Consider the following 18,016-nt stretch of genomic DNA (forward strand, 5'->3'; position numbering starts at 1 on the left):
GCCGGCCGGCGGGGCGGCCAAACGGGTCGTCCACAGGCGTGGGGCTGCGTGACTCCACCTCTACGGCGGTGAATGCGGGTCGAATACCCCTGGGATTCGGGTCCTGGACGACGCCAGGGACGGGCATCCCACCCCCGAGCGGCGGAGAGAGCCGCCCTGGCGGGCTAGGTCAGGAGATTGGTTTGGCGACTCCTCAGCTTTCCGTGGTCGTACCGTGCTTCAACGAGGCCGCCGTCATCACCGGGTTCCACTCGGCTGTCGGTGACGTCCTGGGCACGTCCGGGATCGACTACGAGATCTGCTACGTGGACGACGGAAGCACGGACCGCACGCGGGACATCATCGGCGCGCTCTGCGTCTCGGACCAGCGCGTCAGATACACGGCGCTCAGCCGGAACTTCGGCAAGGAGGCGGCGATGCTCGCCGGCCTGCGCATGTCCCGGGGCCGGGCGGTGGTCCTCATGGACGCGGACCTCCAGCACCCTCCGGGGCTCATCCCGCGGATGCTCGAACTCCACGGCCGGGGGTACGACCAGGTGATCCCCCGGCGGGACCGTGAGGGCGAGGGCGCGGCGCGCACGGTGCTGAGCCGCGGCTACTACGCCCTGGTCCGCAACCTCATGGACGTCGAGGTGCTGGACGGTGCGGGGGACTTCAGGCTGCTGTCACGGCAGGCGGTGGACACGGTGCTGTCGCTGCCGGAGAGCAACCGCTTCTCCAAGGGGATCTTCTCCTGGATCGGTTTCACGACGACCACCTTCACCTACCGGAACGCACAGCGGCTGGCGGGAAGTTCGAAGTGGGGAAGCCGCCGTCTGCTCAACTACGGCATCGACGGGCTGCTGTCGTTCAACAACCGGCCGCTGCGGCTGGCCATCCACGCGGGCCTGTGGTGTCTCCTGGCCGCGGTCGCCTACGCGGCGTGGGTGGTCTTCGACGTGGCGCTCCACGGGGCTGCTGTTCCCGGCTACGCCACCCTGCTGATGGCGGTGGTGGGGCTGGGCGGCATCCAGCTGATCACCCTGGGGATCATCGGTGAGTACGTCGGCCGCATCTACCACGAGGTCAAACGGCGCCCGCCCTTCGTGGTCAGGGAGACGGACGAGCACCCCTCCCCGAGGCCCGAGCCGCCGGAGCCCGAGGCGGCCACCTCCACGAAACGCCCGTCGACAGCACGGCAGTTCCTGACCTTCGTGGCGATCGGATTCGTCAACACCGCCGTGTACCTGGCGTTCTACGCCGCCCTGAACCCGCGGATCCCGTATCTCGCGGCGCACGTCATCGGCTACGCGGTCAGCATCGTCTGCTCCTTCCTGCTCAATTCCTGGATCACCTGCCGGACCCGCCCGACCTGGCGGGCGTTCCTCCGGTATCCGCTGTCCAGCGGCTTCAACCTCGTCGCCTCCGGGGCGCTTCTCTATGTGGCCGTCAGCCGACTCGAAATGGACAAGAATGTCGCCGCACTCGTCGCCGGAGTCCTCGTCACCCCGGTCTCCTTCCTCCTCGCCCGCTGGGCCATCAACTCCGGCCGGCGGCCGAGGCGCACCGCAGGCGGCGTGGTTCCGCACACTCCTGGCGAGCCGCGGCGCAACAAGGCCACCCTGGGCTAGCGCTGCCCGCTCGGACCGGGAGACACGCCCCGCGCCCGCGCCCGTCGGCGGGAGGGCCGACAGCGGCGTCAGCGGGTCCGGTGAGGTGCGGAGTCCGGCCGCGTTCTCCCCCCGCCTGGTCACGGCGGGTGCGGTGCTGCTGTCCCTGCTCCCGCTGGGGCTCTTCGCCGGCGCTTCCTGGTTCGCGCGCTGGGTCCGTCCGAGCGGGGACGAGTGGTGCTTCCTGCCGGTCGTGCGCGACCAGGGCTTCATGGGCCTGATGGACCAGTTCTACTTCACGGACAACGGCCGGATCGCCAACGCGGTGCTCGTCGGCTCGTACGCCGCCTACGGTGTCGCCGGCCAGCAGTGGTTCGCCGGGATCAGCACCGTCGTGATGCTGGCGCTGCTGTGGGCGTGGGCGGCGGCGCTGCTGCGGCACACGGGGTGGCGGGTGCCCCGGGGCGTCCCGCTGTTCTCGGCGGCCATGGTCCTGGCCGTCTTCTGCTTCGCCTCCACGAACACCTACAAGACCTTCTTCTGGCCGGCCTCCTCGGTCTCCCACACCTTCCCGCCGGTCCTGGCCGCCGCCGCCACGATCCCGGCGCTGCTGGCGGTCTCGCGACGGGGAAAGGCCTTCGCCGTCGCGTCGGCGTTCGTCCTCGGGGCCGTCATGGGCACGCTCTCCGAGGAGACCTCCGTGGTCGCCCTGGCCCTGCTCGCGATGACGCTGCTGCTGGACCGCGGCCTGTTTCCGGCGGGGCGGCGCGCTTTCGTGCGGGCCTGGTGCGCGGCCGCGGGGGCGGGGATCCTCGTCGGCACCGCGGTGCTCCTCACCTCACCCGGCTCACGGAACCGGCGTACGCGCCACCACGCGGACTCCATGTTCGCGCCGGAATCGCTCTCCGCCTCGCTGCGGGGGTACACGCAGGTGCTGCACACACTGGTGACGAGCTGGCAGTACGTCGCCGTGGTGGCCGTGGGGGTGCTGCTCGGGGTGCTCCTGCGCCGCGCGGACGGGGGCATCCCCCGGCCCGACCGCAGGGCGCCCCTGCTCCTGGTCGCCGCGGCGGTCGCGCTGCTGCTCTCCGGATACGTCTGCCTGGTGATCGCCTATCCGGCGTTCGGCCCCTCGGTCGCGACCTCCAACCGGCTGTGGAACGACTTCCTGTTCCCGATGGTCCTGCTGCTCGTCGGCGCGGGCGGCCTCCTCGGGAACCTGGCGGCGCGCCGCTACCGGCCGGGCGTACGGCCGCTGGCGGCGGGTGCCGTGCTCGCCTGCGTGTGTGTCACGGCCGTGCTCGCCGTGTCCCTGCGGGATCTGGAGTCGGACATGCGGGTGCGGGCCGGGGCCTGGGACCGCCAGGACCGGGAGCTGCGCGCGCGGGCCGCGGCGGGGGCGACGGTGCTGCCCTACACACCGCTCGTCATCAGCAAGATGTCGGAACCGTTCGGCAACGGGGGCAAGCGGCCGTGGCCCGCCTCGTGCGTCGCCACCTACTACCAGGTGAAGAAGGTCACGGACGGACGGCGTCCGAGCACGTGACCGTCCGGCGGGACCACCGCCACGCGGGCCGGTCCGTCACCCCGGGCGGCCGCGCGCGGTAGGGGGTCGCGGCGGCCACGGTCCGGCGGCACCCGCCCGGCGGCGTACGGGGGCGGTCGCGGGACGGCTCCGGAGCCGCGGATCCGGTGCACGGCACGGCCCCTACACTGGGAGCCTTCGGGCCCGGCCACGCGGTCCGGGCCGGACGGGAGACGATGGTGACAGCAGGGGACTCCGGCGATCCGCCCGCCGAGGTACTGGCGGACGCGGCGGCGGCGTTCGGGCTGCTGGCGTCGCCCCCGCGCCTGCACATCGTGTGGGCCCTCGCGGAGGGCGAGAGCGATGTGAGCGGACTCGCCCAGCGCGTGGGCGGAGCTCTGCCGGCGGTGAGCCAGCACCTGACGAAGCTGAAGCTCGCCGGCCTCGTACGTTCCCGGCGGGAGGGGCGGCGGCAGGTCTACTTCGTCGACGACGCCGACGTGGTGACCGTGGTGCGGCTGATGATCGGCCAGCTGACCGACCGTGCCGCGCACGCCCCGGCCCCCCGCCTCCGTGACCTCGGTGCCTGAGACAGCGGCGGCCGGCGCTACCGACACCGCGGGTCCGTGGGCACCCCGGCCGACGGGCACGGACCTCCGGCCGGGCGACGGGCCTCCGCACTGGCCCGCGCTCACCTCCCTCCAGATACTGCGGCGCCTGGAGAGCGGGCCCCGCGGCCTCGTCGAGGCGGAGGCGGCGGAGCGGCTCGCCCGGTTCGGCGAGAACACGGTGCCGCCGTGGCGCGCGGCCTCCTGGCCGCGCCGCCTGACCGGAAGCCTGCGGGATCCGTTCACCGTGGTGCTGCTGTGTCTGGGACTGGTCTCGGCCACGGTGGCGGCCTGGGCCACCGCGAGCGTGATCCTCTCCCTGGTGGTGGTCAGCTGTGTGCTGCGGGCGGGCGGGGAACGCCGTGCCGACCGGTCGGTGGCCGCGCTGCGGAAGCTGGTGGCGACCACGGCGACGGTGCTGCGGCGCGCGGACGAGGACGCGGCGCCCCGGTCGCGGGAGATCCCGGTCGACGAGCTGGTGCCGGGCGACGTGATACGTCTGGGCCCGGGTGACCTGGTCCCCGCCGACGTGCGGCTGCTGCGCGCGAGCGGCCTGACCGTGCACCAGGCGCCGCTGACGGGCGAGTCGGCGCCGGTGGCCAAACACCCCGTGGACGCGCCGGAGCCGGGGGGCGGACTGTTCGACGTGCCGCAGCTGTGCTTCCAGGGCAGCAGCGTGGCGTCGGGCAGCGGTACCGCGGTCGTCGTGTCCACCGGGGCGCAGACCCGCTTCGCCGCCACCCAGAGCGGCCCGGGGCGGCGCGTGCCCAGCGCGTTCGACCGGTCGGTGCACGGCATCTCCTGGGTCCTCATCCGCTTCATGCTGCTGACCCCGCCGCTGGTGCTCATGGCCAACGCGGCGCTGCGCGGCCGGGGCTTCGAGACGCTGCCGTTCGCGGTGGCGGTCGCGGTCGGCCTCACCCCGGAGATGCTGCCGGTCATCGTCACCACCGCCCTGGCCCGCGGGGCGTCGCTGCTCGCCCGGGACCACAGGGTGATCGTCAAGCGCCTGCCCGCGCTGCACGATCTCGGCGCGGTCGACGTGCTGTGCCTCGACAAGACGGGCACCCTCACCCAGGACCGGCCGGTCCTGCACCACGCCCTGGACGTGCACGGCCGTCCGGATCCCGAGGTGCTGCACTGGGCCGGCGTCAACGCCTGGTGGACGCTCCAGCTGGCCGACCTGCCCGCCCCGGACGTCCTGGACGAGGCGATCCTGGACGCCGTCGGTGAGGAGGGGCCGCCGGGGTACGAAGGCGTGGCCGCGCTGCCCTTCGATCCGGTACGGCGCCTCTCCACCGCGGTCGTACGCCGCCCGGGCCGCCTCGGTGTCCACACGATGGTCGTCAAGGGCGCCCCGGAGGACGTGATCGAGCGGTGTGCGCTCGGCGAGGACGAGCGGTCCCGGCTGCTGGCGCTCGCCGCGCGGGAGGCGCGGAGCGGCCTGAGGCTCCTCGCGGTCGCCGTCTGCGAACGGCACGCCCGCACGCGTGACTACACCCCGGCCGACGAGCGGGGCCTGACCCTCGTCGGCTTCGTCGCCCTGCGCGACGCGCTCGCGCCGACGGCGGCGGACGCCCTGAAGGTCTTCGCGGACCGGGGAGTCACGGTCAAGGTCCTCACAGGCGACCACCCGGGGACGGCGGCCCGTGCCTGCGGGGATCTCGGGCTCGACCCCGGCGACGTCGTCGCCGCCGACACCATCGACGCCCTGACCGACGACCAGCTCGCGGACCTCGCCCGCCGCACCACCGTCTTCGCGCGCTGCGCTCCCGGGCACAAGGCCCGGATCATCTCGGCGCTGCGTGCCGACGGGCACACCACGGGGTTCCTCGGCGACGGCGTCAACGACCTGCCGGCGCTCCACGCGGCGGACGTCGGCCTCTGTCCGCGCGACGCCGTGGACGTCGCCCGCGAGAGCGCCGACGTGGTCCTGGCCGAGAAGGACCTCACGGCCATCGCCCACGCGATCACCTCCGGCCGGCACAGCAGCGTGAACATCGCCACCTATCTGCGCATCACGCTCTCCTCGAACCTCGGCAACGTGATCGCGATGCTGGCGACCGGCCTGATGCTGCCCTTCCTGCCGATGCTCCCGGCGCAGATCCTGGTCCAGAACCTGTGCTTCGACGCCGCCCAGCTCGCCTTCGCCTTCGACCGGCTCCACCCGGCCTCGCTCCGCGCGCCGACGGTGCTCCAGCCCCGCAACTTCCTCCGCTTCATCACCGGCTTCGGGCTGCTCGGCGCGGCGGCCGACCTGGCGACCTTCGGTGTCCTCGCCCTCGCCCTGCACGACGCGGCCGGTTCGGCCCAGGCCGCCTTCCACTCCGGGTGGTTCACGGAGAACCTCCTCACCCAGGCACTGGTGATGCTGCTGCTGCGCACCGGGCGCCGCACCGCCGAGGGCCGCACCGGGAGCCCGGTCCGCTGGGCCGCGGCGGGGCTCGCCGTCATCGGCATCCTGCTGCCGCTCTCCCCGCTCGGCCCGCTGCTGGGCATGACCGCGCTGCCGGCCCTGTACTACCCGCTGCTCGCCGCGGTCCTCGCGCTGTACACGGGGGCGCTGGCGGTCGCCCGCTCCCGGTACGACCGGCAGGCCACCGGGCGGTAGGGGTCGTTCCACCGCCCGGTGCGGGTGTCCCGCGGTCCCGCGCGGCGGGGCCGGATCATCCGTAGGAGAGCCCGGCGCAGAGGTCGTCGTCCGCGGCACGGGAGCTCTCGGCGACCTCGGCGGGCACCTCGGAGGGCGCCGGGGACGCCGTGGCCGACTCCCCGCCGGAGGGTGCGGCGGCGGCCTGGTCCGCGTAGGTCTGCCCGAGTACGACGTCCAGGCCGTCGGCGCCGGAGCGGAGCTCCCCGGTGCCCAGGAGCCGGGCCAGGGTCTCGGCGTCCTTCTTGCGGCCGGGACCGTACTCGATGACCGTGGTGCGGTGGTCCTGGCCGCTCGCCGTGGACGTGCCGGTGACGGTGACGCCCGCGGCTTCCAGGGCGTCCGCCGCGCGGGCGGCGAGGCCGGTGACCTGGGTGCCGTTGTGCACGGTGACGGAGATGCCCTCGCCCGAGACCTGCTCGTCCGCGTCCGGCGAGGCGGTGGCGTCCTTCTCCTTCTTCTTGCCCGTGCCGCCGGCGTCCTGGCCGTCGAGGGTGCGGTCGGCCCTCAGGGCGGCCCAGAGCGCCCCGGCGTCCGGCTCGACGATCGCGACGCGCGCACCCTCGTACCGCCAGGGGATGGTGACGAACCGGGTGTCGTTCAGGTCGATGTCCTTCAGCGACATCGCGAAGGAGACCAGCTTGTCGGCGGACCCGAGGCCGGGGTCGACGGTCATGGACGTGGTCGCCGCGTCCGCGAGGGGCAGCAGCTTCGTGGGGGTGAGCCCGTCGCTCTTCACCTTCTTCAGCAGACTGCCGACGAACGCCTGCTGCCGTTTGATGCGGCCTATGTCGGATCCGTCGCCGATGCCGTGCCGGATGCGTACGTAGTCCAGGGCCTTCTGGCCGGAGACGGTCTGCACCCCCTCGGTGAACAGGCGCTTGCCGCGTGTGGCGCGGTTGGGGTTCAGGTCCTGCTGGTAGATGTCCTGCGGCACGCACACCTCCACACCGCCGACGACGTCCGTCAGCTCCGAGAAGCCCTTGAAGTCCACGACGACGGTGTGGTCGACGCGCAGTCCGGTGAGCTTCTCGACGGTGTTCTGGGTGCAGGCGGGGTTGCCCTCGGCCGTACTCCCCACGGTGTACGCCTCGTTGAACATGGCCTGGCGCCTGGTCTCGGTCCAGCTTCCGTCGGGCAGCTTGCACGGCGGTATGTCGAGCAGCGTGTCGCGGGGGATGGAGACGGCGACCGCGTGCTGCCGGTCGGCGTAGACGTGGAGCAGGAACGCGGTGTCGGAGCGGCCGATGTCGTTCTTGTCGCCGCCTCCGAGGTCGCTGTTCCCGCCGGTCCTCGCGTCCGACCCGATCACCAGGACGTTCTGTCCGTCGGACGCCGCGTCGGGCCGGTCGTCGGAGATGCCGTCCGCGCCGAAGGTGTCGATGTTGCCGTTGAGCCTGAGGTACGCCCAGCCCGCGCCCGCGGTCAGCAGGACGAGCAGGGACACCGCCGTGGCCAGGACGATCCGTATCCGGCTCCGCCCCGGCCGCCTGCCGGAGGCCTTGGTCCTCGTGCTCCGGCGCGCGGTCGTCCCCGCCCGGTGACTGCCTGTCATCTGTGCGCCCTCATTCGTCCGGCTGCGGCGAAGGGGACGACTGAACCCGCCCCAAGCTTGTACAGTTGCGCAATCTAGCAATCTTTAGTGGCGTGCGTCGCACCTGGCGGCGCACCCCCGCACCGGCGAGAGAAAGGACGTGGTGGCAATGCTCCGCAACGGACTGGAACCCTGGCACCTGTTGATCCTGGCGATCGTGGTCATCATGCTGTTCGGGTCGAAGAAGCTGCCGGACTCCGCACGCGCGCTGGGCCAGTCCCTGCGGATCCTCAAGAGCGAGACGAAGGCCATGAAGGAGGACGGCGCGACACCCGCCGCCGCCCCGGCCGCGCAGTCCGCCCCGGCCGACCCCGCCGCGGCCCGGACCGCGCAGACCGCGCCCGGCGACGCGGCCCCGCTCCACCCGGTGGCGCCGGAGGGCACGACCCAGGCGCGATGACCGCGCGCCCCGGGCGGGCACGTCAGGGGCTGGCGGCGTCGAAGCCGTAGCGGAGCGGCTCGCCCCGCACCTGCGGGTCACGGCGGTAGACGTACAGCGCCTCCACCCGCACCCGGGCCGGCGGCTCCTCCACCTCGCAGGGGCAGGTCACCTGGACCACCCCGGGCCGGTCGGCGACCCTCATCCGCAGTCCGTCGGCCGGCCCGCCGTCCAGTACCGCCACTTCCCACACCGTCGCACCGTCTCCAGTCATGCACATCACTTTAATAGTTGCGCATGTTCTAAACTATCGTGAAGTCCGTCACGCCGGGACCGCCCGCCCTCAGGGCGTCCGGCACCGTCTCGACTCGGGAGAAGCAGCGCACATGGGCGTCAGCCTCACCAAGGGCCAGAACGTCGTCCTCAGCCAGGACGGCACTCCACTCGCCGACGTCACCGTCGGCCTGGGCTGGGACGCCCGGCCTACCGGCGGCGCCGACTTCGACCTGGACGCGTCGGCGATCGTGTGCGGCCCGGACCTGAAGGTCGTCTCCGACTCCCACTTCGTCTTCTACAACAACCTCACGAGCCCCGACGGCGCGGTCCGGCACACGGGCGACAACCTCACCGGCGAGGGCGAGGGCGACGACGAGCAGATCCTCATCGACCTCGACCGGCTCGGCGAGGAGACCGGACAGGTGGTCTTCGCCGTGTCCATCCACGCCGCCGAGGAGCGCGGCCAGAACTTCGGCCAGGTCGACGAGGCCTTCATCCGGGTCGTGGACAACCTCACCGGCCGGGAGATGTGCCGGTACGAGCTCTCCTACGACGCCGCCGGGGAGACCGCGATGGTCTTCGGCGCCCTGTACCGCAGGGGCGGCGAGTGGAAGTTCCGCGCCATCGGCCAGGGTTACGCCTCGGGGCTGAGCGGCATCGCCACCGACTACGGCGTGAACGTCGGCTGATCCCGCCGCCCGCGGACAGGGCCGACGGCCTCAGCCCGCGCGGCCCCGCCGCCGCGGCTCAGGTCGTGTCCGGGTCCACCGGGGGACGCCCGGCCGCCGCACCCTCCCCGCCCTTGCGCAAGGAGACGGGCTCCTCCGCACCACCGGCCGGCTCCCCCGCCGGACGGGGCCGGTCCGAGGGGGAGCCCGCGGCCGGCTCCGCACCGGCCGCTCCCCGTACGGCGTCCACGACCTCCTCCAGCTCCGGGCGCGGGTCCAGGGCGTCGCGGACGGCGCCGAGCCCCAGGCCGTCGCCGTCCAGCACGTGCTTGCGCACGAACGTCCGCGGGTTCAGGTCCTCGAACTCGAAGTTCTCGAACTCCGGCCCCAGCCCCGTCCGCACCTCGTTCTTCGCGTTCTCGGAGAACTCCCGGAACTTCCGGACGAACGCGGACACGGTCCTGATCGCCTCGGGCAGCTTGTCCGGGCCGAACAGCACGAGGGCCAGGATCACGAGCGTGACCAGTTCCAGGAATCCCACATCGGAGAACACGCCGCCGCCTCCCGGGCCGCCGTGGCCCTCGTACCGCCAGGGCCGCCACAGCCGTCATCGATAGTTTCAAAGTTGCGCAATCGATGGAACCATAGTGGCCGCTCCGGCGTTGGACCGGATGACGACACAGAACCACAGCAATGGAGGAACACTCGTGGGAGTCAGCCTGTCCAAGGGCGGCAACGTATCGCTCAGCAAGGAGGCCCCCGGCCTCACCGCCGTGACGATCGGGCTCGGCTGGGACGTGCGCACCACCACCGGTGCCGATCACGACCTCGACGCCAGCGCCCTCCTGTGCACCGAAGCCGGCAAGGTCGTCTCCGACCGGCACTTCGTGTTCTACAACAACCTGAACAGCCCGGACGGTTCGGTCCAGCACACCGGCGACAACCTCACCGGCGAGGGCGAGGGCGACGACGAGTCCATCAACGTGGACCTGGGCTCCGTGCCCGCCGAGGTCGCGAAGATCGTCTTCCCGGTCTCCATCCACGACGCGCCCGCGCGCGGCCAGAGCTTCGGCCAGGTCCGCAACGCCTTCATCCGGGTGGTCAACCGGGCCGACAACGTCGAGCTGGCCCGTTACGACCTGAGCGAGGACGCCTCGACGGAGACCGCCATGGTCTTCGGCGAGCTGTACCGCCACGGCAGCGAGTGGAAGTTCCGCGCGGTGGGCCAGGGCTACGCCTCCGGTCTGGCCGGCATCGCGGCCGACTTCGGCGTCAACATCTGACGCCGCACCCGGGCGTCCGTACGACGCGCGGGCGAAGGCGAGCACGGGGGCACCCCTCCCGGGCTCGCCTTCCGTCGTACGGGGCGTCTGTCGGGGGCCCCGGGTGCGACGCACCACTGGAGCCCTGTGGGCGGAACTGCCGCCGCCTCCTCGGCCCCGCCCTCGACAGGCTTCGGGCGCGGCCGGGCGGCCGCGTCCAGGGTTGCCTCCGGGAGCGGTAGGGGTCCGGGTCGGGGAACCTTCCCGGAGCGGTGGGACGCCCGTGTCCTGGGAGACCTTCCGGGAGGGTGGAGCAGCCATGCGGCAGGTGGCCTCCGGAACGGCAGGGCCTCCGTGCCGAGGGTGGCCTTCCGGAACGGCGGGACGTCCGTGCCGAGGGGGTGTCCATACGGAGCACCGGGGCGGCCGTGCCCCGGGTGGCTTCCGTACGAGCCCCGGCGCCGGGCCCTCGTGTCCTGGGACCGGCCGGGGCCCGTGGTCTACGCTGCCCGTGTTCCCCGTCCCGTGGCAGGGCTCGGCGCATCTCCGAGGAGAGCGCGTCCCTTGTCGGCCCCCGCAACGGCCCCCCGTGGTTCCGGCCGGTTGGCACGGCAGGGGCCGGGGTATCGGGCTGCGGAGCACCGCGTACTCGTGCCGTCGCCCGCCCTTCGTCCCGGAGGAGCCCTGTTGAACACGTCACCGGCGGACCCCGCGCCCGGCCGCCCGCACCGGATGGACCCCTCCGGTGGCTGCCCGCACGCGGCCAACGCCCGTCTGCTGTCCCGGGGCGCGGTCACCGAGGTGGTCCTGCCCGGCGAGGTGAAGGGCATGGCGGTCCTGGGCCATGCCGCTCTCAAGGAGTTCCTGGCGCACCCCGACGTCGCCAAGGACGCGCGGCACTTCGCGGCGCTCCAGGCGGGCGAGATCCCGGACGGCTGGCCGTTGGGGGCGTTCGCGACAGTACAGGGGATGACCACCGCCGACGGGGACGACCACCGGCGGCTGCGGGCCCTCATGAGCAAGGCTTTCACCACCCGCCGTGTGGAGGAACTACGCCCGCGTGTCGAGGCGTTGACGGCCTCGCTGCTGGACGGTCTCGAACGCGCCGCCGCCGCCGGTGGCGGTGTCGTCGACCTCCGTGCGCACTTCGCGCTGCCCCTGCCCATGGGCGTCATCGGTGAACTGCTGGGGGTGGACGCCGCGCACCACGACCGGCTGCACGCCCTGTCCAGCCGCATCGTCGCCACCGACACCGGCCCCGCGGAGGCGACGGCGGTCAACCGGGAGATGGTGGAGGTGCTCGTCGCGGTCGCGGCCGCCCGGCAGGAGGACCCGGGGGACGACCTGATCAGCGCGCTGATCGCGGCCCGGGACGAGAACGGCGACCGGCTCGGCCCGCACGAGCTGATCGGCACGCTGATGCTCACGATCATCGCCGGGCACGAGACCACGCTCAACCTGATCACCAACGCCGTGCGCGCCCTGTGCACCCACCGGGATCAGCTCGACCTCGTCCTGGCGGGCGGGGCGAGCTGGGCCGACGTGGTGGAGGAGACGCTGCGCTGGGACAGCCCGGTCAGCTACTTCCCGTTCCGCTACCCGACCCGCGACCTGACGTTCGACGGGACGGTGATCCCCCGGGGCACCCCGGTGCTCGCCGGATACTCCGCGGCGGGCCGCGACGTGACGGCCCACGGTCCCGACGCCGGGCGTTTCGACGTCACCCGCGACCACGCGACCCGGCACCTCTCCCTCGGCCACGGTGCGCACTACTGCATGGGCGCACCGCTGGCCCGGCTGGAGAGCGTCGCCGCGCTCGGTCAGCTCTTCGCCCGCTTCCCCTCGCTCGATCTCGCCGTCCCGGAGGCCCGACTCCCCCGCCTCGCCTCGTTCGTCGGCAACAGCGTGCGGGCGTTGCCGGTGCGCCTGAACGACTGAGGGCTCTCCGTGACAGCCGGGAAGGGCCTGGCTGCCCCTGATCCCACTGCCGGCGGATCCGTGCCGCTGTCCTACGAGCCCCTCACCTGACGTCCGTACCCGATGAAGGGAAACCGAATGAGCACATCGCAGGAGAACCAGGGTCGCTTCGCGCGCCGCACGGTCATCGCGGTCGGCGCGACGGGACTGGCGGCCGCCGCTCTCGCCGCGTGCGGGGGCGGATCGGAGGGGCAGGGCGGTACGGACGCCTCCGAACCGGCCGGCAAGGGCGACGGCGCGGACGGTGGCGCGCCCCTCGCCGCGACCGCCGACATCCCGGAGGGCGGAGGTGTGGTCTTCGCCGACGAGGGAGTGGTGGTGACTCAGCCGAAAGCCGGGGAGTTCAAGGCGTTCTCGTCGAAGTGCACCCATCAGGGCTGCGCGGTGAGGGGCGTCGCCGACGGTGTCATCACCTGCCCGTGTCATGACAGTACGTTCGACGCGGCGACCGGCGAGGCGACCGGAGGCCCGGCGACCCTGCCGCTTCCGGAGAAGCGGATCCGGGTGGAGGGCGGCTCCATCACCCTGGCGTGAGCGTCGGGGCCATCGTGTGATCCCGTGCGAGGCCCGTGATTCCGTAACCGGACGGGCCCCTGGAAGGCATCCCGTGGGCGTCGGCGAACGACCTGGCCGTCGGGGGCGCGACGACCGGGCGGAACGGAACGTCGGCCTGACGCGACCGCGCACCTGCCACGCCTCACGGTCTCCCCCGCCGGCACGCCCCACGCCGGCGGGCTGTCCTACGCGGCACCTCCTGGCCGGCTCCGCTCCCCGGTCCGGCTCCCCGCACGCTCCGAGGGGCGCCGTGGTGGTGCACGGCGGGACGGCGTACGGCGAACTGCGCGGCAGGAACGCGGGAACTGGCCGACGGGGGCCATTTCGTCGGCGAGTACCCCCGCACGGGGGGCGAGCGCCCTGCCGAACCGGACTCCGGAAAGCGGCTGTTCGCGGCGGAGTACGCGACCGGAATCGGGCGTCGGTGCCGCACGGCGTACGACGTGCAAGGCTGCGCCGGACCCGACAAGCCGTCAGACAGCACGGTCCGCCATGGCCGTGGACACCGCACCGCACGGCCCGCCAGGCCGCCACGTTCGTGGGACGTGAGGCCGCGGGACATCAGATGGCTGTCCGGCCGCCCGGCTCAGGGGATCCGCGGACGCCGCACCCGATCCGCAGGCTCCGGGGCCGGCATGTGCGGTGTCCGCCTCGCGGGCTCAGTGAACAGGCGTGTGCAGCGCCCGGCCCGCGGATCTCAGGGCCTCCACCGCAGCCCTGATGGACGGCCTGCGGTCCGCGTCCGTGCGCCACACCGCGTGGACGTGCCGTCGCATCGGCTGGCGGACCGGCACCAGGCGCACCCCTTCGGGCACCGGCCCCCGGCCCAGCCGAGGCGCCACGCAGACACCGAACCCCGCTGCGATCAGGGCGAGTTGGGTGTGGTGTTCGCCCGCCAGATGGGCGATCCGGGGCTCGATCCCCTTGGAGCGCAGGGTGAACATCAGCCAGTCGTAACAGAATTCACCCTCCGGCCAGGACACCCAGTCGTCGTCGGCGAAGTCCTCGATGTCGGCCTCGGCCCGGTCCGCGTGGGGATGGTCGGCGGGCATGGCGATGTCGGGCGCGTCGTCGAGGAGTCCGGCCTTGGCCAGCCCCCCGGGCACGGGCAGGCGCTTGTTGCTCCAGTCGAGCACCACGGCGAGATCGACGTCACCCCGGAGAACCGCGCGGATGCCGCCCTCCGGTTCCAGCTCGGTCGTGCGCACCCTGAGTTCGGGGTGCTCCGCGCGCAGCGTGGTCAGGGCCGCCGGGAACAGTCCGCGGGCGGCCGTCGGGAACGCGGCGAGCCGGACCTCGCCCACCACCTGGCCCCGCTGGGCCTCGATGTCGGACTGCGCGAGCTCCACCTGCGAGAGGATCTTCGCGGCGTGGTCGGCGAGCAGCCGGCCGGCGTCGGTGAGGCGCACACCCCGCCCGTTCCTGGCCAGGAGCTGCTGCCCCACCTCGCGTTCCAGTTTGGCCATCTGCTGGGAGACGGCCGAGGTGGTGACGTGAAGGCCGTCGGCCGCCCCGCCCACCGAGCCGTGCCGGGCCAGGGCATCCAGCGTCCGCAGGCGTTCCAGATTCAACATGTAAGCGATGCTACGCCAGCGCACCAATAAACTTTCACTTGTCCTACGAGGTCGTGCTCGCCATGGTGGTCACATGAGCGCTCCCGCCACACCGAGAACCCCGTCCCCCTCACCCGGCACCTCCCCACCCGCCCCTCCGGAGCGGCGACGGGCCGTCGACTGGCGTGTCCGCTTCGCGGCGCTCTCGCTCATCTGGGGCTTCAGCTTCCTGCTGATCAAGGTCGGCACCGACGGGTACGCCCCGTTCCAGGTGACCTTCGGCAGGCTGCTGTCCGGTACGGCGGTCCTCGCCGTCGCCATGGCGGTGCGCCGCGAGCGGCTCCCCCGCGCCGGCCGGACCTGGGGGCACCTCTTCGTCGCCGCGTTCCTCCTCAACGCGCTGCCGTTCTCGCTGTTCTCGTACGCCGAGCTGACGATCCCGTCGACCCTCGCCGGGATCTGCAACGCGACCTCGCCCCTGTGGGGCATGGCGCTCTCCCTGGTCGCGCTCTCCGAGGACCGCCCGACCCGTCGCCGTGTCGCGGGGCTGGGTCTGGGATTCATCGGCGTGCTGACGGTACTGGGCGCGTGGCAGGGGTTCTCCGGGCTGGACGCGACCGGCACGGTGATGGCCCTGCTCGCCTCGCTCAGCTACCCCGTCGGCTGGATCTACGTCCGTCGCACCCTGGCGGGCACCGGCTCGTCGACCCTCGCACTGACGGGAAGTCAGCTCTTCCTCGGGACCGTCCAACTGGCGCTGGTCGTGCCGGTCTTCACCTCGGCGCCGGAGAGCTACCCGTGGCTGCCCACGCTCGCCGTGGTGGCCCTGGGGGCACTGGGGACCGGCCTCGCCGTCCTCCTGCAGTACGGCCTCGTACAGGAAGTCGGGCCCACGACGGCGCAGATGGTCACCTACTTCATCCCGGTGATCGCCACCGTGGCCGGAGTGACCCTGCTCGGTGAGCGGCTGAGCTGGAACACTCCGGTGGGCGCCCTGGTGGTCCTCGCGGGGGCGGCACTCACCCAGGGCAGGAGCCGGGGCGCCGCCGCCCAGCCCCGCCGGGGCGGGAACAGTGCCGCCGAGCCACCTGGCACCGGCTGCGCATCACCCCTCGCCACCGCACCGGAACCGCGGGTCAGCCGTAACTGACCGGCCGGGCGGCCGGGGCAGCCTCGGCCACCGCGTCCGCGAGGGGTTCGATGTCGGCGGCGGAGAGCGTCGAGACGGTCAGCCGCACGCCCGGGGGCGAGGTCATCCGGAACCGCGCCCCCGGGGCAACGGCCCAGCCCGAGTGCAGCAGCCTGGCGACCGCCCCGGTCTCGTCGCTCACGGGCACCCAGACGTTCATCCCGGTCCGCCCGTGCGCCGTGATCCCCCGCTCCCCCAGCGCGCGCACGAGGGCGTCCCTGCGCTCCCCGTAGGAACGGGCGACCTCCGCCGTATCGACGGCACCCGTCGCCCACAGGTGCGCCACCGTCCATTGCAGCAGCCCGCTGACCCATCCGGGCCCCAGCTGCTGACGCCCCATCACCCGGTCGACGGTCAGCCCGTCCCCGGTGAGTACGGCGAGCCGCAGGTCGGGGCCGTACGCCTTGGAGACGGACCGTACGAAGGCCCAGTGCTCGGTGACCCCGGCGAGGGGGTGCACGGGGAGGTCGACGACGGCGTGGCCGTGGTCGTCCTCGATCAGGAGCACGCCGGGGTGTTCAGCGAGGACGGCGCGCAGCTCTCCGGCCCGCCGACTCCCCACGGTCACACCGGTCGGATTCTGCGCCCGGCCGGTGACCACCAGGGCCCCGGCCCCCGCCCGCAGGGCACGCTCCACCTCCCCGGGCAGCGGGCCCTCCTCGTCCAGGGCCACCGGGACGACCCGCATACCGAGCGCCGGAACGAGATCCAGCACGGCGCCCCATCCCGGATCCTCGACGGCCACCGCGTCACCCGGCTTGAGGTGCGCGGTGAGGACACGCTCGATCGCGTCGAGAGACCCGGACGTGACGGCCAGCGGTCCGCCGGGCACCCCGTCGGCGTCCAGTCCGGCCCGCGCGAGCTCCGCGAGCCGGGGGACCACCGCCTGGTCCCCGTAGAGGTGGGGCGCTTCCCGATACGCCTCCGCGGCCACCGCCAGCGCCTCCCCCAGCCCCGGCAGCAGGGCGGGGTCGGGATTGCCGTCACCCAGGTCGCGCACACCGGGCGGGGCCTCCACCCTCAGCGAGCCGCGGGCCGTGCTCGCCGGACGCGGCCGCACCCGGCTCCCGCGCCGCCCCGCCGTCTCGATCACACCGCGCTCGCGCAACGTCCGGTAGGCGGCGGCCACGGTATTCGGATTGACGCCGAGCAGAACCGCCAACTCCCGCATGGGCGGCAGCACATGACCGGGCGCGAGGTCTCCCGAGGCGACACCGTGTTCCACACTCGCGGCGATGTCGGATGCACGCCGCCCACTGATCCGATACTCTCCTAGCACAAAAGATATTATGCACTAGTGCAATGGAGTACGCAATGCCGGACACCGCCACGCCCGACAGCACCGGCCTCCCCGGAGCCGCCGTCTACGAGCCCACGGAGCGCACGGTGCCGACCCGTGCCAGGGAGCGCGCCTCGTACGACAAGGAGACGGTGCACTCGATACTCGACGCCGCTTACCTGTGCCACCTCGGCTTCGTCCGCGACGGCGCACCCGTCGTCCTGCCCACCCTGTTCGGCCGGATCGGCGACCGGCTGTACGTCCACGGCTCGACCGGATCGCGTCCGCTGCGCGCCACGGGCGCGGCGGATCCCGGACTGGCCGTCTGCCTGACGGTGACGCATCTGGACGGACTCGTGCTGGCGCGTTCCGCCTTCCACCACTCGATGAACTACCGCTCCGTGGTGGTCCACGGCATCGCCAGGACGGTGACCGACCCGCAGGAGCGGCGCGTCGCGCTCGACGCCATCGTGGACCAGGTCGTGCCGGGGAGGTCGAAGGACTCGCGCCCGGCGGACGCGAAGGAGCTCGCCGCGACCGCGGTGATCCGTCTCGACCTCGACGAGGTCTCCGCCAAGATCCGTACGGGCGGCCCGAACGACGAGCCGGAGGATCTCGCCCTGCCGCACTGGGCGGGCGTGGTTCCGGTGGCACCGGCGTACGCGGCGCCGGTGCCGTCCGACGACCTGGACCCCGCCGTCCGGGTCCCGGACTACATCACCGCGCTCCGGTCCGACGGCGGTGGCAGGCCGGAGGCACGATGACGGGTGGTCACGGGGCCGGCGGCCGAAGCGGCGGGCTCGTCGGCCCGGCGGCCGGTGACTCATCGGCTCCACGGCCCGGCGCCCGGACACCGGTCCTGGTCGGCTCGTCGCCCTCGATGGCCGTCGCCCGCTGCCCGCCCCCTGCGGC

16 protein-coding genes are annotated in these 18,016 nt (G+C 73.0%); 11 read left to right on the forward strand and 5 right to left on the reverse strand.

Going from position 1 to position 18,016, the window contains the following annotated elements; translation table 11 throughout:
• Positions 1-182: 182 nt before the first annotated feature.
• The 4 genes from ACFVS9_RS25430 (at position 183) to mgtA (ending at position 6,333) form a co-directional block, all read left to right on the forward strand.
• Positions 183-1,610, forward strand: a complete 1,428-nt coding sequence (locus ACFVS9_RS25430; RefSeq protein WP_383118061.1) for a glycosyltransferase — start codon at positions 183-185, stop codon at positions 1,608-1,610.
• An 85-nt stretch (positions 1,611-1,695) separates the two neighbouring features.
• Positions 1,696-3,135, forward strand: a complete 1,440-nt coding sequence (locus ACFVS9_RS25435) for a DUF6056 family protein (RefSeq protein WP_389935729.1) — start codon at positions 1,696-1,698, stop codon at positions 3,133-3,135.
• 215 nt (positions 3,136-3,350) lie between these two features.
• Positions 3,351-3,704 (forward strand): ArsR/SmtB family transcription factor, encoded by a 354-nt coding sequence (locus tag ACFVS9_RS25440; protein WP_383118063.1) that lies wholly within the window; start codon positions 3,351-3,353, stop codon positions 3,702-3,704.
• The gene (mgtA, locus tag ACFVS9_RS25445; RefSeq protein WP_389935733.1) at positions 3,688-6,333 is read left to right on the forward strand and encodes a magnesium-translocating P-type ATPase; all 2,646 of its coding nucleotides are present in this window, start codon (positions 3,688-3,690) and stop codon (positions 6,331-6,333) included. The genes ACFVS9_RS25440 and mgtA overlap by 17 nt, the downstream gene beginning before the upstream one ends.
• 55 nt (positions 6,334-6,388) lie before the next feature.
• Here mgtA and ACFVS9_RS25450 read toward each other — a convergent pair whose 3' ends face one another.
• Complete coding sequence (locus ACFVS9_RS25450) at positions 6,389-7,927, reverse strand: LCP family protein (RefSeq protein ID WP_389935736.1); 1,539 nt, start codon at positions 7,925-7,927, stop codon at positions 6,389-6,391.
• Between the two features lie 148 nt (positions 7,928-8,075).
• Between ACFVS9_RS25450 and tatA the strand changes: the two genes are divergently transcribed.
• A complete protein-coding gene (gene tatA / locus ACFVS9_RS25455) occupies positions 8,076-8,366 on the forward strand; it encodes a Sec-independent protein translocase subunit TatA (protein ID WP_389935739.1) in 291 nt (96 codons plus the stop codon).
• A 22-nt stretch (positions 8,367-8,388) separates the two neighbouring features.
• Here the strand turns inward: tatA and ACFVS9_RS25460 are convergent, their stop codons facing one another.
• Complete coding sequence (locus tag ACFVS9_RS25460) at positions 8,389-8,619, reverse strand: hypothetical protein (protein ID WP_383118067.1); 231 nt, start codon at positions 8,617-8,619, stop codon at positions 8,389-8,391.
• A 112-nt stretch (positions 8,620-8,731) separates the two neighbouring features.
• Here ACFVS9_RS25460 and ACFVS9_RS25465 point away from each other — a divergent pair, with 112 nt between their 5' ends.
• On the forward strand, positions 8,732-9,310 hold the full coding sequence (locus tag ACFVS9_RS25465) for a TerD family protein (RefSeq protein ID WP_389935742.1): 579 nt from the start codon (positions 8,732-8,734) through the stop codon (positions 9,308-9,310).
• Between the two features lie 58 nt (positions 9,311-9,368).
• Here ACFVS9_RS25465 and ACFVS9_RS25470 read toward each other — a convergent pair whose 3' ends face one another.
• The gene (locus tag ACFVS9_RS25470; protein ID WP_389935745.1) at positions 9,369-9,842 is read right to left on the reverse strand and encodes a sec-independent translocase; all 474 of its coding nucleotides are present in this window, start codon (positions 9,840-9,842) and stop codon (positions 9,369-9,371) included.
• Between the two features lie 154 nt (positions 9,843-9,996).
• Here ACFVS9_RS25470 and ACFVS9_RS25475 point away from each other — a divergent pair, with 154 nt between their 5' ends.
• From ACFVS9_RS25475 to ACFVS9_RS25485, 3 genes are all read left to right on the forward strand, one after another.
• On the forward strand, positions 9,997-10,572 hold the full coding sequence (locus ACFVS9_RS25475) for a TerD family protein (RefSeq protein WP_383118070.1): 576 nt from the start codon (positions 9,997-9,999) through the stop codon (positions 10,570-10,572).
• Positions 10,573-11,283: 711 nt separating this feature from the next.
• The gene (locus ACFVS9_RS25480) at positions 11,284-12,489 is read left to right on the forward strand and encodes a cytochrome P450 (RefSeq protein WP_389935759.1); all 1,206 of its coding nucleotides are present in this window, start codon (positions 11,284-11,286) and stop codon (positions 12,487-12,489) included.
• 117 nt (positions 12,490-12,606) lie between these two features.
• On the forward strand, positions 12,607-13,062 hold the full coding sequence (locus ACFVS9_RS25485; protein WP_389935748.1) for a Rieske (2Fe-2S) protein: 456 nt from the start codon (positions 12,607-12,609) through the stop codon (positions 13,060-13,062).
• A 680-nt stretch (positions 13,063-13,742) separates the two neighbouring features.
• Here ACFVS9_RS25485 and ACFVS9_RS25490 read toward each other — a convergent pair.
• Positions 13,743-14,657, reverse strand: coding sequence for a LysR substrate-binding domain-containing protein (locus tag ACFVS9_RS25490; RefSeq protein WP_383118072.1), 915 nt, complete (start codon positions 14,655-14,657; stop codon positions 13,743-13,745).
• Between the two features lie 73 nt (positions 14,658-14,730).
• On the opposite strand from ACFVS9_RS25490, the gene ACFVS9_RS25495 reads away from it, so the two are divergent.
• Complete coding sequence (locus tag ACFVS9_RS25495) at positions 14,731-15,786, forward strand: DMT family transporter (protein ID WP_389935751.1); 1,056 nt, start codon at positions 14,731-14,733, stop codon at positions 15,784-15,786.
• Here the strand turns inward: ACFVS9_RS25495 and ACFVS9_RS25500 are convergent.
• Positions 15,773-17,104, reverse strand: coding sequence for an aminotransferase class I/II-fold pyridoxal phosphate-dependent enzyme (locus ACFVS9_RS25500; protein ID WP_389935754.1), 1,332 nt, complete (start codon positions 17,102-17,104; stop codon positions 15,773-15,775). The two genes, ACFVS9_RS25495 and ACFVS9_RS25500, sit on opposite strands and share 14 nt — an antisense overlap.
• Before the next feature lie 35 nt (positions 17,105-17,139).
• On the opposite strand from ACFVS9_RS25500, the gene ACFVS9_RS25505 reads away from it, so the two are divergent.
• Positions 17,140-17,868: a pyridoxamine 5'-phosphate oxidase family protein gene (locus tag ACFVS9_RS25505; protein ID WP_383118075.1), complete on the forward strand. Its 729-nt coding sequence runs from the start codon at positions 17,140-17,142 to the stop codon at positions 17,866-17,868.
• Positions 17,869-18,016: the final 148 nt, after the last annotated feature.

Source organism: Streptomyces sp. NPDC058008 (assembly GCF_042886395.1).
In the GTDB taxonomy this organism is placed as follows: domain Bacteria; phylum Actinomycetota; class Actinomycetes; order Streptomycetales; family Streptomycetaceae; genus Streptomyces.